General features: G+C 69.9%; 18 protein-coding genes and 1 tRNA gene. 6 read left to right on the top strand and 13 right to left on the bottom strand.

The features are described 5' to 3' along the window. Positions 1 to 45: 45 nt before the first annotated feature. Both IF11_RS0117835 and IF11_RS0117830 read right to left on the bottom strand, forming a co-directional pair. A complete protein-coding gene (locus IF11_RS0117835) occupies positions 46 to 1,773 on the bottom strand; it encodes an alkaline phosphatase D family protein (RefSeq protein ID WP_030352607.1) in 1,728 nt (575 codons plus the stop codon). Between the two features lie 85 nt (positions 1,774 to 1,858). Continuing rightward, positions 1,859 to 2,512 (bottom strand): HNH endonuclease family protein, encoded by a 654-nt coding sequence (locus IF11_RS0117830; protein WP_030352606.1) that lies wholly within the window; start codon positions 2,510 to 2,512, stop codon positions 1,859 to 1,861. A 294-nt stretch (positions 2,513 to 2,806) separates the two neighbouring features. Here IF11_RS0117830 and IF11_RS0117825 point away from each other — a divergent pair, with 294 nt between their 5' ends. Continuing rightward, on the top strand, positions 2,807 to 3,544 hold the full coding sequence (locus IF11_RS0117825) for an ABC transporter permease (RefSeq protein ID WP_030352605.1): 738 nt from the start codon (positions 2,807 to 2,809) through the stop codon (positions 3,542 to 3,544). Positions 3,545 to 3,551: 7 nt separating this feature from the next. Here the strand turns inward: IF11_RS0117825 and IF11_RS0117820 are convergent, their stop codons facing one another. The 4 genes from IF11_RS0117820 to IF11_RS0117805 form a co-directional block, all read right to left on the bottom strand. Further along, positions 3,552 to 4,262 (bottom strand): ABC transporter ATP-binding protein, encoded by a 711-nt coding sequence (locus IF11_RS0117820; RefSeq protein WP_030352604.1) that lies wholly within the window; start codon positions 4,260 to 4,262, stop codon positions 3,552 to 3,554. 92 nt (positions 4,263 to 4,354) lie between these two features. After that, the gene (locus tag IF11_RS0117815) at positions 4,355 to 5,029 is read right to left on the bottom strand and encodes an HAD family hydrolase (protein WP_030352603.1); all 675 of its coding nucleotides are present in this window, start codon (positions 5,027 to 5,029) and stop codon (positions 4,355 to 4,357) included. A gap of 251 nt (positions 5,030 to 5,280) precedes the next feature. Beyond that, positions 5,281 to 5,790 carry a GNAT family N-acetyltransferase gene (locus IF11_RS0117810; protein WP_030352602.1) on the bottom strand — a complete coding sequence of 170 codons (510 nt, stop codon included), beginning with the start codon at positions 5,788 to 5,790 and terminating at the stop codon, positions 5,281 to 5,283. 87 nt (positions 5,791 to 5,877) lie between these two features. After that, positions 5,878 to 5,952 (bottom strand) — tRNA-Val (locus IF11_RS0117805). Positions 5,953 to 6,199: 247 nt separating this feature from the next. On the opposite strand from IF11_RS0117805, the gene IF11_RS0117800 reads away from it, so the two are divergent. The 4 genes from IF11_RS0117800 to IF11_RS0117785 all read left to right on the top strand — a co-directional run bounded on the left by IF11_RS0117800 (position 6,200) and on the right by IF11_RS0117785 (position 9,284). Continuing rightward, positions 6,200 to 6,973, top strand: coding sequence for a DUF4097 family beta strand repeat-containing protein (locus tag IF11_RS0117800; protein WP_030352601.1), 774 nt, complete (start codon positions 6,200 to 6,202; stop codon positions 6,971 to 6,973). Positions 6,974 to 7,045: 72 nt separating this feature from the next. Beyond that, positions 7,046 to 8,416: a hypothetical protein gene (locus tag IF11_RS0117795; protein ID WP_030352600.1), complete on the top strand. Its 1,371-nt coding sequence runs from the start codon at positions 7,046 to 7,048 to the stop codon at positions 8,414 to 8,416. 67 nt (positions 8,417 to 8,483) lie between these two features. Continuing rightward, complete coding sequence (locus IF11_RS36755; protein ID WP_051746020.1) at positions 8,484 to 9,056, top strand: DUF4383 domain-containing protein; 573 nt, start codon at positions 8,484 to 8,486, stop codon at positions 9,054 to 9,056. A 9-nt stretch (positions 9,057 to 9,065) separates the two neighbouring features. Next, positions 9,066 to 9,284, top strand: coding sequence for an FmdB family zinc ribbon protein (locus tag IF11_RS0117785; RefSeq protein WP_030352598.1), 219 nt, complete (start codon positions 9,066 to 9,068; stop codon positions 9,282 to 9,284). A 33-nt stretch (positions 9,285 to 9,317) separates the two neighbouring features. Here IF11_RS0117785 and IF11_RS0117780 read toward each other — a convergent pair whose 3' ends face one another. From IF11_RS0117780 to IF11_RS0117770, 3 genes are all read right to left on the bottom strand, one after another. Beyond that, a complete protein-coding gene (locus tag IF11_RS0117780; RefSeq protein WP_030352597.1) occupies positions 9,318 to 10,169 on the bottom strand; it encodes an HAD family hydrolase in 852 nt (283 codons plus the stop codon). Next, on the bottom strand, positions 10,166 to 12,643 hold the full coding sequence (locus IF11_RS0117775; protein WP_037727996.1) for a phosphoribosyltransferase: 2,478 nt from the start codon (positions 12,641 to 12,643) through the stop codon (positions 10,166 to 10,168). Before IF11_RS0117775 ends, IF11_RS0117780 begins: the two co-directional genes overlap by 4 nt. Before the next feature lie 65 nt (positions 12,644 to 12,708). Then, a complete protein-coding gene (locus IF11_RS0117770) occupies positions 12,709 to 13,872 on the bottom strand; it encodes an HpcH/HpaI aldolase/citrate lyase family protein (protein WP_030352595.1) in 1,164 nt (387 codons plus the stop codon). 188 nt (positions 13,873 to 14,060) lie between these two features. Between IF11_RS0117770 and IF11_RS0117765 the strand changes: the two genes are divergently transcribed. Further along, positions 14,061 to 14,894 carry a TerD family protein gene (locus IF11_RS0117765; RefSeq protein ID WP_030352594.1) on the top strand — a complete coding sequence of 278 codons (834 nt, stop codon included), beginning with the start codon at positions 14,061 to 14,063 and terminating at the stop codon, positions 14,892 to 14,894. A gap of 44 nt (positions 14,895 to 14,938) precedes the next feature. Here IF11_RS0117765 and IF11_RS0117760 read toward each other — a convergent pair whose 3' ends face one another. The 4 genes from IF11_RS0117760 to IF11_RS0117745 form a co-directional block, all read right to left on the bottom strand. After that, positions 14,939 to 15,679: a TerD family protein gene (locus IF11_RS0117760; protein ID WP_030352593.1), complete on the bottom strand. Its 741-nt coding sequence runs from the start codon at positions 15,677 to 15,679 to the stop codon at positions 14,939 to 14,941. Between the two features lie 160 nt (positions 15,680 to 15,839). Beyond that, complete coding sequence (locus tag IF11_RS0117755; protein WP_030352592.1) at positions 15,840 to 16,979, bottom strand: DUF475 domain-containing protein; 1,140 nt, start codon at positions 16,977 to 16,979, stop codon at positions 15,840 to 15,842. Between the two features lie 51 nt (positions 16,980 to 17,030). Beyond that, complete coding sequence (locus tag IF11_RS0117750; RefSeq protein ID WP_030352591.1) at positions 17,031 to 17,606, bottom strand: TerD family protein; 576 nt, start codon at positions 17,604 to 17,606, stop codon at positions 17,031 to 17,033. A 311-nt stretch (positions 17,607 to 17,917) separates the two neighbouring features. Then, the gene (locus IF11_RS0117745) at positions 17,918 to 18,493 is read right to left on the bottom strand and encodes a TerD family protein (protein ID WP_030352590.1); all 576 of its coding nucleotides are present in this window, start codon (positions 18,491 to 18,493) and stop codon (positions 17,918 to 17,920) included. Positions 18,494 to 18,652 lie beyond the last annotated feature (159 nt).

Raw genomic sequence — 18,652 nt, 5'->3', positions numbered from 1 at the left:
AGGAAGCCGCCGTCAGGAGCGCGACCGGGCTGGTCAGGCGCGCCGTCAGGGCGTCAGAGACCGTTCCTGTACGGTCACCAGCTCCGCGCCGGGCGTCGGGCCGGCCTCCGGGGCGCGCCCGCGCGCGCGGGCCTGTTCCAGTCGCAGATCGGCGGAACGGCCGCGCAGCGTCAGGGTCATCAGCTGATTACCGAACCAGGGACCGCCCGTTTTGCGCCAGTTGACGGATGACCGGGCGACCCGTCCATGCCGGATCAGCGCATGCCCCAGCCGCCGGGCCGGTCCGCTCCAGCTGAAGCGGAAGCCCAGCTTCATATAGCCGGGGACGGAGTTGTGCACGGGCGAGCAGGTCAGCTGCACGATCCGCGCGTCCGGGCCGTCGCCCGCCGTCCAGGAGGGCTCGGCCACATACGCGTGATGCACATCGCCGGACAGTACGCACACCGTCGCCGGGGCGTCGGGGCCACTGCCCGCCTCCGCGATCAGCGCCGCCAGCTCCTCGAAGGAGTCGGGGAAGGCGGCCCAGTGCTCCAGATCGGCGGCCCTGCGCAGCCGCTCGCCGAACCGCGCCCAGCGGGGGCCGCGTTCGCCGCCGCAGAGGGCGGAGTCCCAGGACTCCACGTCATGGATGAAGGGCGGCAGCAGCCAGGGCAGTGAGGTGCCGATCAGAAGATGGTCGTACGGTCCGCGTCCGGGCGGACCGCCGGGGCCCCCGCCGGCCGCGCCCCTGTCCTCCGTGCGCCGGCCGTCCAGTACCTGGTCGCGTACCCAGCGCGCCTCGGCCTCGTCCAGCATCGCGCGGTCCCTCTCCGCCAGCACCCGGGCGGCGCGGGAGTCGACCATCACGAGCCGCGTGCGCCCGAAGTCGCGCCGGTAACTCCAGCGCGCGCACGCCGGATCGCGGTCGGCCTCGGAGGCGAAGCGCCGCAGCAGCTCCGTGCCGTCGGGCTCCGCGCGTACCGACGCGTACAGCTTGTCCGCCGCCAGTTCGCCGGGGGAGAGATTGCCGAGGTGCTGATAGACCCAGTACGACATCAGGCCGCCGAGCACCCGCTCCTGCCACCATGGCTTCGCCCGCATGTCGGCCAGCCAGGAGGCGCTGGTGTTCCAGTCGTCGATCAGATCGTGGTCGTCGAAGATCATGCAACTGGGGACGGTGGAGAGCAGCCACCGTACGGCGGGGTCGCTCCAGGACTCGTCGTAGAGGTGGGTGTACTCCTCGTAGTCCGCGACCTCCGCGCCCGGCGGCTCGCTCAGATCACGGCGTTCGGCCAGCCTCCGCCGGGTCGCCTTCGACGTCTCGTCCGCGTACACCTGGTCGCCCAGGAGCAGCAGGACGTCGGGCCGCGCGGCGGCGGGATCGCCCGCGATCCGGGTGGCCAGGGTGTCGAGCGCGTCCGGTCCGATCGGGTCGGGCTCGTCGTGCGGCGGTGACGCCCAGCGGCAGGAGCCGAAGGACACCCGCAGTTCGGGGTCGGGGACGGCGGGGGTGCGGATCGTGCTCGGCGGGAACCGGGAGTCCTCGGGCGGCCAGACGCGGCGGTCGTCGAGCAGCACTTCGTACGGGGTGTCGGTGCCGGGGGTCAGACCGGTCACCGGGATCAGCGCGTAGTGGTGGCCGGCGATCCGGAACGTACGCGAGGTGCCGTACGCGCCGTCCCCGCAGCGGACCTCCGCCGTGGACGGGCGGTCGGCCTCGACCCATACGGTCGCGGTGCCGCCGCCGTCCCCGTCGACGTAGCGCAGCAGTGGTCCCAGGCGCAGCCGGGTCATAAAAGCCTCCTCCGTCGCCCCGTACGGTACGGAACGACCGTACGGAGTCGACGGGAGGGACCCGTGGGACCGGGGAAGTGGTTGCTCAGCAGCCGTTCAGGGTGCTCTGGAGCGCGCTCTTCTCGGCGGAGTCGACCTTCAGGTTGTAGTAGTACTTCACCTGCACCCAGGCGCGGACGTAGGTGCACTTGTACGCGGCGCGCGGCGGCATCCACACGGCCGGGTCCTTGTCGCCCTTGGACTGGTTCACATTGTCCGTGACGGCGATGAGCTGCGGACGGGTCAGGTCGTTGGCGAACGCCTGGCGCTGCGCCGTGGACCAGCTGTTCGCGCCCGACTTCCAGGCCTCGGAGAGCGGCACCATGTGGTCGATGTCCACGTCGGACGCGGCGCTCCAGGTGGCGCCGTCGTACTCGGAGTACCAGGTACCGCTGACGGCGGCACAGCTGGAGTCCTGCTGGACGTTCGAACCGTCGCGCTTGAGCACGACCTCACGGGTGTTGCAGGTGCCGGACTGGGTGATCCAGTGCGGGAACAGGTCGCGGCTGTAACCGCTGGAGGAACCTTCCGCCTGAACGGTCAGCTGGCTGAGGTAGCTGCGCGCTGTGGCGGCGCTGACCGGGGTGGGCATGGCGGCCTGCGCCGTGGGCGCGGTGAGCAGCGTGGTGGCGGCGGCGAGGGCGGCCGTGGCGGCGAGGACGCCGGCACGGGACATTCGACGCGCGTAGACACCGGACATGTGAACTCCCTTGGAGTGGGGGGAACCTGACGAGACCGTGCGAGCAGTGCGAGTGGAGCCGTGGGGGGCTGGACCGTGCGGGGCCGTGGGCCCGGCCGCCATCGTGGTCGTGGTGGGTTTCCGGAAGGTGGGCTTCAGGTAACAGAGTGACGACATGAGCACGTCACATCAAGGGGGTCAGCGGAATCGTCTCTTCCTGAGGGGTGGGCAAATGTGTTCTATCCGGGCGAGGTTGGTGAGATCGGCGCGGGACGGTACGTCGGGGGGCCACCGGGCGCGGCATAGGGTGGGCCCGTGCTGCTGCGGGTCGATATCACGTTCGGGGTCGTACTCGGCGCGCTGCTGATCGTGGCCGTGGCGGTGGCCGCGCTCGCCCATCTGGGCCGGGCCCGCGAGATCGCCGTCGCGGGGGTCAGGGCCGCCGTCCAGCTCGGCGTGGTCTCCCTGGTGATCGGCTGGGTGGTCGGCGCCGTACCGCCGCTGCTGGGTTTTGTCGCCCTCATGTACGCCGTCGCCGTACGGACCGCCGGCCGCCGGGTCACCGGCAACAGGACCTGGTGGTGGGCGGCCGTGCCGATCGGGGCGGGGGTGGCGCCCGTCATGACCGCGCTGCTGCTCACGGGGGTCGTGCCGGCCAAGGGCATCGCCGTCATCCCCATCACCGGCATCCTCATCGGCGGCGCGCTCACCGCGACGGTCCTGGGCGGCCGGCGGGCGCTCGACGAACTGCACGCGCGACGCGGAGAGGTCGAGGCGGGGCTCGCCCTGGGGCTGCTGGAGCGTGATGCCCGGATGGAGGTGGCGAGACCGGCCGCGGCGGACGCGCTGCTGCCGGGGCTCGATCAGACGCGGACGGTGGGGCTCGTGACGCTGCCGGGCGCGTTCGTGGGCATGCTGCTGGGCGGCGCGTCACCGGTGCTGGCGGGGGCGGTCCAACTGTTCGTCCTGGTGGCGCTGATGGCGGTGCAGGCGGTGGCGGTGAGCGTGGTGCTCGAACTGGTGGCGCGGGGGCGGCTGCACCGGGAGGAGTGAGTTCAGCTCACGCGGACGGCTCCCGCGTGCTCTCGCGGGCCACCCGGCCGTCGGCGACCTCGATCAGACGGCCGGCGCAGCGCGTGGCCAGCTGCGGATCATGGGTGACGATCAACAGGGTCTGGCCGATCTGGTTGAGATCTATCAGCAGATCCATCACCTGCTCGCCCGAGCGGCTGTCCAGGGCGCCGGTCGGCTCGTCGGCCAGTAGCAGGGCCGGACGGTTCATCAGTGCCCTGGCGACGGCGACCCGCTGACGCTCCCCGCCGCTCAGGGCCGCCGGGTAGGTGTCCTTGCGGCCGGCGACGCCGAGTTCGTCGAGGAGTTCCAGTGCGCGGCGGCGCGCTTGCCGGGCCGAGGTCCCGGTCAGCTGCCCGGCCAGCGCCACGTTGTCCAGCGCCGGCAGATCGTCGAGCAGGTTGAAGAACTGGAAGATCATGCCGATGTGGCGGCGCCGGAAGAGGGCGAGTCCGGTCTCGTTCAGCTCTCCCAGATCCTGGCCGTTGACCTCGACCGTGCCCGAGGCCGGCCGGTCCAGACCGGCGACCATGTTGAGCAGGGTGGACTTGCCGCAGCCGGACGGCCCCATCACGGCGACCGCGTCTCCCGCGCGGATCTCCAGCGACATGCCGTCCAGGGCCTTCGTGTCGCCGTACTCCTTGCGTACACCGTCCAGCCGCACGACGACCCGCTGCGAACTGGCGTGATCAGTAGTCATGGCACGAACCTAGAAGGGGTACGCGATCCGGGCGTCACCCCGCGGATGTACCTGTCCGGGCCCGTCATCCCGGGGATGTACGGACCGCCGGATCAGCTGAAGCGCAGCGCGATCTCGCCCGTCGGCAGTGCCTCCACCCGCAGTTGGGTGAGGTCCTCGACATGCGCGTCCGGGGACATCGCCCTCGCTCGCGGGCCCACGCCCACCACGCGCATGCCCGCCGCCCGTGCCGCCTCGATGCCGGCCTCGGAGTCCTCGAAGACCACGCAGTCCTCCGGCGCGAAGCCCAGAGTCGACGCGCCCAGGAGGAAGCCCTCCGGGTGGGGCTTGCTTGCGGTGACGTTCTCGGCGGTGACGCGGGTCCTGGGCATCGGGAGGGCCGCCGCCGTCATACGGGCGTCGGACAGGGCGACGTCCGCCGACGTGACCAGGGCGTGCGGGAGTTCGGCGATGGCGGACAGGAAGGCCGGGGCGCCGGGGATCGGGACGACGCCCTCGGTGTCGGCGGTCTCCTGGGCGAGCATGACGCGGTTGTCGGCGTAGTTCTGCTCCATGGGGCGGTCCGGGAGCAGGACGGCCATCGTGGCGTACCCCTGGCGGCCGTGGACGACCTTGAGGACTTCCTCGGGGTCCAGGCCGTGCTCGCTCGCCCAGAGGCGCCAGCAGCGCTCCACGGAGGCGTCGGAGTTGACGAGAGTGCCGTCCATGTCGAGCAGGAGGGCGCGGGCGGTCAGGACGGACGTCGTGGTGGAAGCGGTGGCCGTCATCGGCGGACTCCAGAGCGCGTGAGCGGAGACATGCGAGGCAAGCGGGACAGGCAGGGCAAGCGGGACGGGCGAGACAAGTGGCTCCGCCCGTCGGTCAGGGGGAACGGGCGGAACCACTTTGTTTCGTCATTATACAAAGCGGGTCAGTGGCGGCGACCGGTACCCCGGGTATCGGCCTCCAGGGCCTGCCGGGTGTGCGGTCCGTAGACGCCCTGAGGATCACCGTCGATCTTTTTGTACGAGGACAGGACCTAGCTGACCATGGGGCTGCGGCGCTCGATGAGCTGTACGTCCCGCCAGACCCCGTGATGACGGCCGACGCGCTCGCGGGTGCCGATGATCCGGAACCCCGCGCGCTGGTGCAGCACCAGACTCGCGGCGTTCTCGGGGAAGATGCCGGCCTGGATGGTCCAGATCCCGGCCGCCTCGGTCGAGGCGATCAGCGCGTCGAGCAGTGAGCGTGCGACCCCCTGGCCACGGGCCTCGGGGCGGACATAGATGGAATGCTCGACCACCCCGGCGTAGGCGGACCGCCCGGACACCTTGGCAACGGCGACCCAGCCCAGCACCCGTTCGCCGTCCGGCGCCAGCGCCACGAAGCGGTGTTCGGCCAGTTTCCCCGCGTCGAACGCGTCCCAGGAGGGGGCGGCCGTCTCGAAGGTCGCGTTGCCCTCCTCGATGCCCGCCTGGTAGATCGCCAGCACCTGAGCGGCGTGCGCGGCGGTCAGCGGCCGTACGAGAACCCCGGCTCTCGTACTCACGCGACGGACCGCTTCAGCGACTGGCACACGGCGATCGGACCCTTCGTCCGCGTTCGTCCTGACCGGCCGGGGCCGGTGACGTGTTACTGGTGGGCGCGGACGGTTTCGAACCGCCGACATCTGCTTTGTAAGAGCAGCGCTCTACCCCTGAGCTACGCACCCGTGGATGAGGCAACAGCGTACATGGCCCACCGGGCGGAACCGCAAACCGTATCCCGGGCGCGGTACCGGAGCGCGCGGCGTACGGGGGGTATCCCCACCACGGAGACGGTGGGCGGCCGGATCGGCTTCGGCGGTCTCCGTTCGTACGGTGGTGGGACAGCCAGGACGCAGCACAGCCAGGACGCGCCGGGAGATATCGGCCGGCGGGCTCCGACGGCACTACAGGACTCTCTGGGGGACGATCACCGTGGCCGCACGCCATCACCGCTCTCGTACGCTTCTCGCCGCCGGCGGAGCCGTGCTCATCGCACTCACCGTCAGCGGGTGCGGCAGCGCGGACGCCTCCGACGCCCCCGTCGAGACCAAGTCGTTCCCCTTCAAAGGGAGGACGCTGACGGTCGACACCGGGAACGCGGCGGTCGAACTCGTCCCCGCCGATGTGAAGGACGTCGAGGTGACCCGGCAGGTCGCCGGCTGGGTGTTCATGGGGAGCGGGCCCAACGCCAGCTGGAAGATGACGGACAACACGCTCACGCTCAAGGTGAAGTGCAAGGCGGTCGCGAGCAATTGCGAGTCGCTGCACAAGGTGAAGGTGCCGCGCGGGGTGGCGGTGACGCTGAAGGGCGACAACGGGCGGGTCACCGCCACCGGGTTCACCACCGCGCTGAAACTGACGTCGGACAACGGCGCGCTGACGGTACGGGACTCCAGCGGGCCGCTCGACCTGGAGAGCGACAACGGAGGGATCACGACGGAGGACGTCTCCGCCAAGACCGTGGCCGCGAAGTCGAGCAATGGCGCCATCCGGCTCGGGCTCACCGCCGTGCCGGACAGCGTGGACACCACCACGGACAACGGGCGGATCGACATCGATCTGCCCAGCTCGGACACCTCCTACGCGGTGACCACATCGACCGACAACGGCTCGGTCGATGTCGGCGTACGGACGGACAAGAGCAGCGCCCATGTCCTGAAGGCCCGCACCAGCAACGGGAAGATCACCATCAAAAGCGCGAACTAACCGACCCGTGTGTTCGTCTCTACCTGGTGGGACAATGAACCAGGCAGGGCGAACTCGGCACGGGAGAGGGATGTGACGGCGACACACGCGCAGCCGCACGCAAGAGCGAAAGCGAGTGCCGTCCGTGATGTCCTCACGCTGATGCTGTTGCCGGTGCCCCTGGTGGTGGCGGCGCTGCCGGCCGCCTTCGCCGGCGGGGGTACGCGGCGGTGGTTCGGCGGCCGGGGCGAGAGCCAGCGCGCGGACGCGCAGGCGGCGAAGGATGCCGCGGCGGCCGCTTTCTACGAGCTGGACACGGCCCAGCGCGATCTGCGGATCTCGATAGAGACGATCACGGCGGTGGACAGCTCGCCGGGAGCCCGCAGGGCCGTGGAGGGTTTCGCGGCGCTGGGGCAGCGGATCGACGAGGTGAGCCACGGCTATATCGAGGCCGTCGACGCGCACGACCTCGACCGCGACGATCTGGAGCCGTCCGCCGCGTCCAGGGCCCGCAACGAGCTGACGAAGGCCAAGGACGAGCTGATCCGGGTCAAGGGCGACCTCGACCGGTTCGAGCAGGGGCTCGGGCCGCTGCTCGACAAGGCCGAGACACAGCTGGCGCGGCTCGCCCCGGCCGTGGAGCGGGCGCGGCAGGCGCTGCTCGCCGCGAGCAACGCCCTCGACGCGGTGCGCGCCTCGGGGCTGCGGGCGGACGATCTCGCCGCCCGGCTCGCCGCGCTCGGGCCCGATCTGACGAAGCTCAACCAGGGCGCGGGACAGCATGGCGTGGCGGAGACGCTCCAGCGCGCCGACCGGGTCCTGCGCGATGCGGAAGCCGTACGGGCCGAGGCCGCCCAGCTGCCGGAGCGGGCCCAGGAGATCGACCGCCGGCTGGTGTCGCTCCGTACCCGCGCGCAGGCCCTGACGACCCGGGCGGGGACCGTGGAGCCGGTGCTCAGCGAGTTGCGCCGCCGGTTCGCCGCGGCGTGCTGGCAGGACCTTCAGCAGGTCCCGGACCATGCGGCGACCAGCGTTCACCAGGCCGAGGAGAAGCTCAAGGAAGCCGGCAAGGCACGCGAGGAGCAGCGGTGGGCCGACGCGACCTCGCTGCTCAGCACCGCGCGGGCGCTGCTGAACGGTACGGACGAGGCGGTCTCCGCCGCCGGTGACCGGCTGCGGCGGCTGAACGCCGTGTCGAAGGACCCGCAGCAGGAGATCGACCGCACCCGGTTCGCGATCCGGGACGCCCAGCGGCTGGCCATGACCGGACGGAACACCCCCGAGCCCCGTCACGCGCGCCCGCTGGACCAGTCCGTGGCCAGGCTGGACCGGGCGGTGGCCGCGCTGGAGGGCCGCCATCCCGATTACTGGCACTTCCTGACCGAGACCGAGGCGGTACGGCACACCGTGGCCCGGGTGGTCTCGGAGATCCGCGAGGAGCGGGGCGCCGGGCACGGCGGCTGAGTTGTCCGCGGGTCGTGGTGGGCGGATGCTGGAGTGAAGAGCCGCCACCGCCGAAGGAGGCCGCCCCATGGCTACGCGAGTGCTCCGTCCGCCGGCCCGGCGGCATGTCACGCTCGACGCACAGCTCCCCGTCGATCACCGGCTCAACCAGGTCTATCGCGTCGGGGCCGGGCTGATGGGGCTCGTACTGATCGTCTTCGGCATCCTCGGACTGATCGACAAGATCGGTTTCTTCGATACCGGCGGCGCCACGGTCGCGGGCCTGAACACCAATGGCGCGCTGAGCGTGCTGTCCATCTGCGTCGGGCTGATCCTTTTGGCCGGCATGGTGATCGGCGGAAATACCGCGTCGACCCTGAATATGGTCCTCGGTGTCCTCTTCATCGCCAGCGGATTCGTCAATCTCGCACTGCTGGACACCAGTTACAACTTCCTCGCCTTCCAGCTCCAGAATGTGCTCTTCAGCTTCGTGGTCGGTCTGCTGCTCATGTTCTTCGGGATGTACGGAAGAGTCAGCGGCGGATTGCCGCACGACAATCCGTACTGGCGTGCCCGCCATCCGGAACAGGCGGAGCGCGAACAGCGCCTCAGGGCCCGGGGCCGTCAGGGCCAGGTGGGCGTCGGCTGGGACAGGCCCTAATCTGAGCGCATGCCTCGCTACGAGTACCGCTGCCGCCCCTGTGGTGACACCTTCGAGCTCAGCCGGCCGATGTCGGAGTCCGCGGCCCCCGCCTCGTGCCCCGAGGGGCACGACGACACCACGAAACTCCTCTCCACCGTGGCGGTCGGCGGCTCCGCGAAGGCCGGCGCCTCCGCTCCGGTGACCGGTGGTGGCGGAGGCTGCTGCGGTGGTGGCTGCTGCGGCTGATCGCGATTCCGGGCTTCGTGGGCGCGCGCCTGGTCAGGCCGGGTCCGGGGCAGCGGCGCGGGTGAGGCGCCGGAGGATCTCCTCTCCCGCCGCGACACCCGTCTGCGGAAGCACGTCGACATGCGGGGCGTTCCAGCCGCTGTCCGCGAGTTCGCCGTGGCCGGGGCGCCAGGCGCGGTCCGCGGCGAGCAGCAGGTCGGCGTCGAGCAGCGAGTCCCCCGCGGCGAGGGTGAGTTCGGCGCCGGTCCTGCGGGCCACCTCACGCATCGCGGCGCTCTTGGTGAGCGGTCGCGGTACGGCATAGATCTTGCGGCCCTGGAGGGAGACGGTCCAGCCCCGGCCGTCCGCCCATTCGGCGAGTTCCTTCGCCCAGCCCGCGGGCAGCAGGGCGCGGTCGACCACGAGATAGGCGAAGAGGTCTTCGGCGATCCGCTCCTTGAGGAGCCACGCGGGGTCGGCGGCGGCGAGCAGATGGGCGCGGACCTCGGCGAGAGGGGCGCACTCTTCGGCCAGCCGGTCGGTCACCCGGTCCCGCCAGACCGGGTCGGACACCCCGTCCACCAGGAGATGGCCGCCATTGGCGCAGATCGCGAACCGCGGTGCGGGGCCCGGCAGATGGATACGGCCGTACTGCTCGCGGGTGCGGGTCGTCGTCGGGACGAAGACGGTGGCGCGGGCGAGTCCGTCGAGCAGTCCGGCGGCCGTCTCGGTCAGATACGACAGCGGTCTGCTCTCGTACACCTCGACGCAGAGCAGCCGGGGGGCCTCGGCGTCCGGCATCGGGAGCTGGAGCGCGGCGGCCGAATAGATCAGGGTGCGGTCCAGATCGCTGGCGACCAGGACCGGCGGCTTCGCGGGGGTGTCCGGGGTGTGGGAGAAGGTCACGGCGCGACGACCGCCTTGCCGTCCGCGCCGGTGGCGCCCCGGGTGTATCGCGGGTGGATCAGGCCGACGCAGGTGTACGGGAGGTCGTCGACCTCCTCGACGGGCACGCCGCGTTGCTCGGCCAGCAGCCGGACATGATCGAGATCGGCGCCGGCGTCGCGCTGGGCGAGGATCTTCCAGGGGACGCGGCGCAGCAGGACGCGGGTGGTCTCGCCGACGCCGGGCTTGACGAGGTTCACATCGTGGATGCCGTACTCCTCACTGATCCGCTCGACGGCCGCCCAGCCCTCCCAGGTGGGTGCGCGGTCCGCCGCGAGCAGTTCCTTGACCTCGGCGTCCACGGCGTGGGTGACCTCGTCGAAGCGGGCCGCGACGGTGTCCAGGAAGTGGCCGGAGACATCGGCGCCGGCGAGTTCGCGATAGTGCTTCGCGCCGTGGAAATCGTTGGGGCCGACCAGATCGGATCGGAGGACGGTACGGGAAATCAGTCCGGAGACAGTCGAGTTGAGACAGGCGGAGGGGATGAGGAAGTCCTCTCGGGTGCCATAGGTCCGCACACAGCCGCCCGGATCGGCGAGGACCGCGATCTCGGGGTTGAATCCGCCGAACGCGTCGAGGGCCTGGGCGAGTTCGCGGGTGATCGCGCCCTTGCCGGTCCAGCCGTCGACGAAGACGACATCGGCGGGGTCGTGGTGGGCGGCGAGCCAGCGCAGGGCGTTGGCATCGATACCCCGGCCGCGCACGATCGAGACCGCGTAGTGCGGCAGGTCCAGGCCGTGCCGGTGCTGGGCCCAGCGGCGCATCAGGACGCCGACCGGCGTGCCGGCGCGGGCCAGCGAGACCAGGACGGGGCGGGGGGACCGCTCGGCGAGCACCGTCTCGGTGACGGTGCCGACGGCTCGCGCGATCCGGGCCGCCGAGGTCTCCAGGGCGGCTTTGAAGAGCTCCTGGTACTGGGTGCTCGGCTGGTATTCGACAGGAAGGGATTCGGCGTAGTGGGCGCCACCGCTCTGTATGGCCTCCTCGCGCTCCTCCGTCGGGGCCTCCAGCTCCACTTCGGACAGGTCCTGGAGGAGCCAGCCCACCTCGTCGGGCGCGTAGGAGGAGAAGGCGGGGCCGCGGAGGGGCTCGGGCAGCATGGAGGGTTCCTGCCGTTCGGGGTCGTGCGAGGAGTGCGGGAGGCGCGCGGAGGAGGGGAGATACGAGGGGACCACAGCCAGGACCACCCGGGGTATGTGCGCCGCGAGCTGGGCCAGCAGACCGCCGGGGGCGTGCAGCTCGGAGGAATCGGCTATGGAGTCGACAACCGCCACGACGGCGTCGAAACCGGCGCCGGCGACGTTGTAGGCATACCGGTCTCCGGTGCCATCGCCCTCGGGGAAGGCCGCGGTGTCATGGGCCGGGAAGACGAGGCGGCTGCGGATCGCGTATCCGGGGTCGTTCACGGCCAGCACCGGCGACCGCGTGGTGGTGGAGTACCTCACCTCGGCGTCGCAGGAGCGTTCCAGCGCTTCGGCGAGCCGCAGGGGGGCGTACATAAGCTCCTCGAAGCCGAGGACGAGGACGCGCCGGGCGTCGCCCAGCTGTGCGGCCGCGCCGGCCGCCATGGCGGGCAGCGCGGCCTCCAGGGCGGCCCGGTGGGCGGGGGTGAAGCCGTGGCGGCCCCCATCCGGGATTCCGGCCGGCCATTCCAGGGCCACGCGAGCCACGCCGGCCGCGAGGACTGCGGGCGACCCAGTGGCCGACGTGCCGTCCATGGGGCGCGGCACGGGGGCCTCGGTCTCGTGCTCCGCCACCAGCGCCCGGCCCTTCTCCAGGACGCCGTCCGGGAGCCGGACCGTGCCGGAGGCCAGGGTGACCAGGTCGACGCGGGCCCCGATCTCCTGGGCGAACTCCGCCAGTCGGCCCTGGTCGGCCGCCGAGCGCATATCGACCAAGGCGACGATGACGTACCAGGCACGGGGATAGCGCTCATGCAGGCTGCGGATGGTGTTGAGGATGGTGTTCCCGGTGGAGAATTCGTCGTCGACGAGGACCAGCGGACCGCCGGAGGAGAGCAGCTCCGGGTCCTCGGGGAGCAGCAGATGGGAGGTGGCGTGCGAGTGCGACTCCTCGAAGCCGCCCGCCCTGGCGACTCCCGGGACCGGGCGCCGGGTGGAGTGGAGATACGGGGCGTGGCGCACCCCGTCGGCGACCGAGTGGCCGAGTCCGGTCGCGGTCTCCGCGTAGCCGAGCACGACGGCGCGGTCCACGTCCGCGCCGAGCAGTTCGCGTACGCGCTCGCCCAGCTCGACGCCCGTTCCGTATACGACCCGGGGGTGCTGCGGGATGTGTTTGCCCAGCACATTTGAGACAAGGAGGTGGGCCCGCTTGGGGTTGCGGCGCAGCGCCAGGCCCAGCAGATCCCGCAGTCCCGCGCCGCCGGCGAGTTCGACGCCGAGCCGCTCGGCGACCCATGTGCCCGACCACACCATAGTGACGATCTCTTCCTTCGACGACGGTCCGGTCTGTCCGGTCCGAGTGGTCCGTTCCAGGGTGCTCACGCGCCGAGGCCGGCGGTGAGCAGCTCCACGAAGCCGATGTCCTCCCGGGCGACGCCGAAGACCTCGGCCCGCAGAAGGGTGCGCTCGGCCCAGGCGCGGTGAGGCTTCACCTCGTTCATCTTGTTCGTGTACGCGGAGCGCAGCACCCCGCCGCCGTCGCGCTCCGGCCGCAGGATGTCCTGGGCGTCACTGAACTCCTCGTGGCTGACCACGGAGAGTGCGTGCACCGGCGGGACATGGGAGGGGTGGATACAGGTCTTGCCGAGCAGTCCGTTGGCCCGGTCCAGCTCGATCTCGCGCAGCAGCCCGTCGAGGTCGTGCTCGATCAGCGCCGTACGCAGCTCCTCGGCCCGGCCCTCAAGGAACGGGCTGCGCCTGAGCTGTGGCTTGAACATGCGCTCCTGGAGCCGGAAGTACTCCCAGACCGGCCCGGTGATCGTAAAGCCGGAGCCATCGGCACGTCCGAGCACATTCACCACGTCCGCGATGACCCCGGCCACGATGCGTACGTCGTACGCCGTCATATCGGGCGACCGGCGCAGGCCGTACGCCGAGCAGAAGTCGGTCACGCCCAGTCGCAGCGCGAGTACGCGGTCGCGGTACTTGTCGACGGCGGTCGCGATCCCGGTGAGTGTCCGGGTCCTGGTCTCCAGATGCAGCAGCTCGGGCGATTCGAGCACCGGCATCGCGTAGAGCGCGCGGCCACAGGCGCTCTCCGCTTCCGTGAGCGCCTCCAGGAAGGCCGTCCCGCGCTCCTCGGTGAACTTGGGCAGTACGAATCCGGACAGCAGCCGGATCGAGTCCCCCAGGCGCCCGACCAGGTCGGATATCTGTCCCGGCTCACGGACTCGGATGAAGAGCAGCGGCGTGGTGACGCCCCGCCCGGCGAGGTCGGCGAACTGCCTGACCAGATTGGTCTCGGCGGCCTCGACCTCGGCGTCATGGATGGAATCCTCCAGGCAGAGCACCATGGAGACCACTCCGCGCCCCGCCTGCTTCAGCACGTCGTCGGCGAGCCGCGGCCGGGTGGCCGGGCTGTAGAGCGTGGCCCCCAGAGCGGCCGAGAGCAGCCGGGCGGGCGAGTCCGCGGTGAACTCGCATGGCTCCTGATGGAACAGGGCCTGCCGAGCAGCGGTCGGGATATGCCCGAAATGACGCATGTGAATCCCCCGTACTGCCGAGATGGCCCGTCGGTCATGTGGCCGGTAATAGTACGTATGGGCGGGTGTCAAGAGTTCCCCCGGTACATGAAATCCTGGTTACTCGTCCGCTTCTCGTCCATGGCCCGGACGGGGCGGATCTGGGCCCGCGTTGTCCCCGCGGGCGGCGGGAAGGCAGGATGGCAGATATGACGCACGCGATGCTCAAGGGCTCGAACGTCCCCCTCGACGCCATGGCCGTACGAGCCGTGCTGCGCTGGTCCCCGGGCGCCGGGGTCCCGGATGTGGACGCCTCCGCCCTGCTGCTCGGGCACAGCGGCCGGGTCCGCTCCGATGAGGACTTCGTCTTCTACAACCAGCCGCGCCATCCTTCCGGGCTGGTGCGGCGACTGCCCAAGAAACAGGTCGGAGACGAGCTGACCGACACCGTCGAGGCCAATCTCGCGGCGCTCGACCCCTCGGTCGACCAAGTGGTGCTCGCCGCCTCCTCGGACGGCGCGAGCTTCCGGCATGTGACCGATCTGCGGATCCTGCTCTACGACGCGGCAGCGGCCGACGGCGAGCCGCTGGCCGTCTTCGAGGTCCGGCCGGAGACCGGCGAGGAGACGGCGATCATCTGCGGCGAGCTGTACCGGCGCGGGGGCGGCTGGAAATTCCGCGCGGTGGGGCAGGGATATCCGACCGGTCTGGACGGTCTGGCCACCGCGTTCGGCATTCTGGTGGACGAGACGGAAGAGGCCGCGGCGGACGAGTCGCCCGAGGCATCCGAGGGCCCCACGGTGGCCGCCCCGAGGCAGCTGCCGCCGCCCCCGCCGCTGCCGCCCACCCAGCCGGTCGCGCAGCCCGCGTACGGCTACCCGCAGCCTCCCCTGCCGTCGGGCCGGCCTCCCTACGGCTATCCCCAGCCGGTGTCGTCCCCGCGGCCCGCGTACGGCTATCCGCAGCCGGCCGCGGCCGCCGCGCCCGCCCCCGATCCGAACTTCCGGCTGCCCCCCATGGGGCCGCAGTTCATCCGCCCGTAGCAGCCGGTTCGAACACCGGGGCGGGGACAGGCACCGGGCCCGGTTCAGGTCTTCGTCTTGTAGCCACGCCCCCACTGGAGCCCCCAGCCGTACAGCCGGTCCAGCTCCGCCTGGAAGCCGTAGACGAACTTCACCTCGCGGCGCACGACCAGCTCGCCCTTGACGTTCTCCACCGAGAACACCGCGCAGGAGCGGGCCTGCGGTGCGTGCTCGTCGAGATCGATCTCGATGCGCGGGCCATTGCTCGGGTACAGCGTCACATGCGCGCGCGTACGGTCGAAAGCGGGCGTCTGGTCGTAGATGTAGACGAAGAACAGCAGCCGCTTGATCGACTCCCAGTGGTCGAGATTGACGTAGACGGTCTCACCCGAGGCGGCGCCGAACCGGTCGTCGCCGCTGAGCTTGACGTACGGCGGATCGTTCAGATCCCCGAGGAAGTTGCCCAGCGGCTGGACGACGCCCTTGCTGCCGTCGGTCAGCTCGTACATGCAGCCGAGGTCGAGGTCCACATTGACCATGCCCTGCGTATGGGCCTGCACCACCTCGGGCTTGAAGAGCTTGAGGGGGTTCGCCAGCAGCCGCCCGCTCTGCCTGGAACGTCCCTCGATATCGGAGGTGCGCATCTGCCAGGAGAGGTTCACCCGCAGATTGCCGGTGGCCGCGCCCTGCTTGGTCAGCGAGACCGTCGGCCGCCGCTTGGTCAGCTCGATGGAGTTGGACGCGGCATTGCCCGAATCGAATTGCGATGCCCTTTGTCCCTGCCACAGGTTGTCCCAGAAGGACATGCCCACCCCACTCCTGTCGTCAACTCGCCACTATCACACGGAAGAACGGGGCGGCCGGCAGGCTTCCGCCTCTCGGCCGCCCCGTTCAGAGCGTTCCCTGATTACCCTCCGCGTCACCCTCCGGAGGACCGGCTCACCAAAGGCTCACCGGAGCATTGGCTCAGACCTGGACCGCTGCCTTGTCGTCGTCGGCGTCCTTGTCGCCCTCCTCGGCCTCGATCGCCTTGTTGCGGCGCACCGAGGACCAGAAGGAGGCGGCGATGAGAATCACGCCGATCAGACCGGTGATGATCTCGTTGATCGAGTGCTCGATGGTGATCAGCAGGATCGCGGCGAGCGCGCCGATCGCGTAGTGCGCGCCGTGCTCCAGGTAGACGTAGTCGTCCAGGGTGCCCTGACGGACCAGGTAGACCGTGAGCGAACGTACGTACATCGCGCCGATACCGAGGCCCAGCGCCATCCAGAAGATCTGGTTCGTGATGGCGAAGGCGCCGATGACACCGTCGAAGGAGAAGGACGCGTCCAGGACCTCCAGGTACAGGAAGAGGAAGAACGCGGCCTTGCCGGCGAGACCGATCGCGGAGACCTGCTTGCCCTCGGCCTTGGCCTTCTCCTCCGCTTCGTGCTCCTGCTCCTCCTGCTCCTCAAGACGGTGCTCGAAGAAGCCCGAGAGACCGCCGACGACGAGGTATGTGACCAGACCGGCGACCCCGGCGAGCAGCACGGTGGCCGACTTGTCCTGGTAGCCGGTGCTGGTGTGAGCGTGGGTGGCGAAGGTCAGCGCGGTGATGAGCAGCACGATCAGCGCGACGCAGACCGACAGCATGTCGACCTTGCCGAGCTTGGCCAGCGGACGCTCCAGCCAGCCCAGCCACTTGATGTCCCGCTCCTCGAAGATGAAGTCGAGGAAGATCATCAGCAGGAACATACCGCCGAAGGCGGCGATGCCCGGGTGGGCGTCGGTGACCAGGGCCTCGTACCGGTCGGGGTTGTCCAGCGCGATCTGGACGGCCTCGATGGGCCCGACCTTGGCGCTGATGGCGACGATCACGACGGGGAACACCAGTCGCATACCGAACACCGCGATGAGGATGCCGACGGTGAGGAAGATCTTCTGCCAGAAGGCATTCATCTTCTTCAGGACCCCGGCGTTGACGACCGCGTTGTCGAAGGACAGCGAGATCTCAAGGATGGACAGGATCAGTACGATCCCGAACGCCTCCCACCCCCACTGCCAGGCCGCGAAGGCGAGGCCGAGCGCCGTGATGGCGAACGACCAGCCGAAGGTTTTCAGGATCACTGGCTACCCCATCTGGTGATTAACGGGTTTTCCCCCGCGCAGCGCACTGCTTTACGAAACGTTGACCCCGAAGTCTAGAGCGATGCCCCGAAGCCCCGACGCGTACCCCTGGCCCACGGCCCTGAACTTCCACTCGGCGCCATAGCGGTAGAGCTCGCCGAAGATCATCGCGGTTTCGGTGGAGGCGTCCTCGCTGAGGTCGTAGCGGGCGAGCTCCTGACCGTCGGCCTGATTGGCCACTCGGATGAAGGCGTTGCTGACCTGCCCGAACGTCTGACCGCGATTGTCGGCGTCATGGATCGAGACAGGAAAGACGATCTTGTCGCAGTGGGCAGGCACCTTGGAGAGGTCGACCAGCAGGGACTCGTCGTCGCCTTCGCCCTCACCGGTCAGATTGTCACCGGTGTGCTCGACGGATCCGTCCGGGCTGGTCAGATTGTTGTAGAAGATGAACCATTCGTCACCGAGCACCCGGCCCGACTGGCAGAGAAGCGCGCTGGCGTCGAGGTCGAAGTCGGCTCCGGTGGTGGAGCGCGCGTCCCAGCCGAGCCCTACCAACACCTGGGTGAGGTTGGGTGCGGCCTTGGAGAGGGAGACATTGCCTCCCTTGGCGAGTGTGACGCCCATGATGGTGAGTCCTCCCCGAGATGATGTGCTGCCGTCCTGCGGGCAGGACGCGCCTGACGTCCTGCCCGTTCAAACCCTGTTCATGCGGCTCGTTCCCGTACCGATGCGGGACTCCCGTACCGATGCGGGACTCCCGTACCGATGCGGCTCGTTCCCGTACCGATGCGGGACTCCCGTACCGATGCGGGACTCCCGTACGGATGCGAGTCGTTCCCGTACGGATGCGAGACGCGTACGGCGCCGCACTGAAGCGTGCGGCGCCGTGCTCGAAGATACCCAGGCGCTGTCCGGTGGGGACAGGGCCCGGCGGTTCAGACGTTGACGCCGAAGTCCTGCGCGATACCGCGCAGACCCGAGGCGTACCCCTGACCGATGGCGCGGAACTTCCACTCCGCGCCATTGCGGTACAGCTCGCCGAAGACCATGGCGGTCTCCGTCGAGGCGTCCTCGCTCAGGTCGTACCGGGCGAGTTCATTGTTGTCGGCCTGGTTGACCACGCGGATGAACGCGTTGCGCACCTGGCCGAAGGACTGCTGGCGGCTCTCCGCCTCGTAGATCGAGACGGGGAATACGATCTTCTCCACATCGGCGGGGACCGCGGCCAGATTGACCTTGATCGCCTCGTCGTCACCCTCGCCCTCGCCGGTGAGGTTGTCACCGGTGTGTTCGACGGATCCGTCGGGGCTCTTGAGGTTGTTGAAGAAGATGAAGTTCCCGTCGACGGCGACCTTGCCCTCGGCGTTCGTCAGCAGGGCGCTGGCGTCGAGGTCGAAGTCACTGCCGGTGGTCGTACGGACGTCCCAGCCCAGACCCACGGTGACCGCGGTCAGGTTGGGCGCGGCCTTGGTCAGCGAGACGTTTCCGCCCTTGCTGAGGCTGACTCCCACGAGTCCTCCCTTTGGTTTCTCGGGGCCGGCGGCCCGGCTCGGCGGCTGCTGCCGCGGGTCGCGCGTCCCCTGAGGCGTTGGCATCGGATCAACGACTGGATCCTAGTGACCGGTTCCCTATTGCTGTGCGATTTCGGGGGGCCGGTCCGGATTCCACGG

Source organism: Streptomyces scopuliridis RB72 (assembly GCF_000718095.1).
Classification (GTDB): Bacteria; Actinomycetota; Actinomycetes; order Streptomycetales; family Streptomycetaceae; genus Streptomyces; species Streptomyces scopuliridis.
This window is presented reverse-complemented; position numbering and strand designations above follow the sequence as displayed.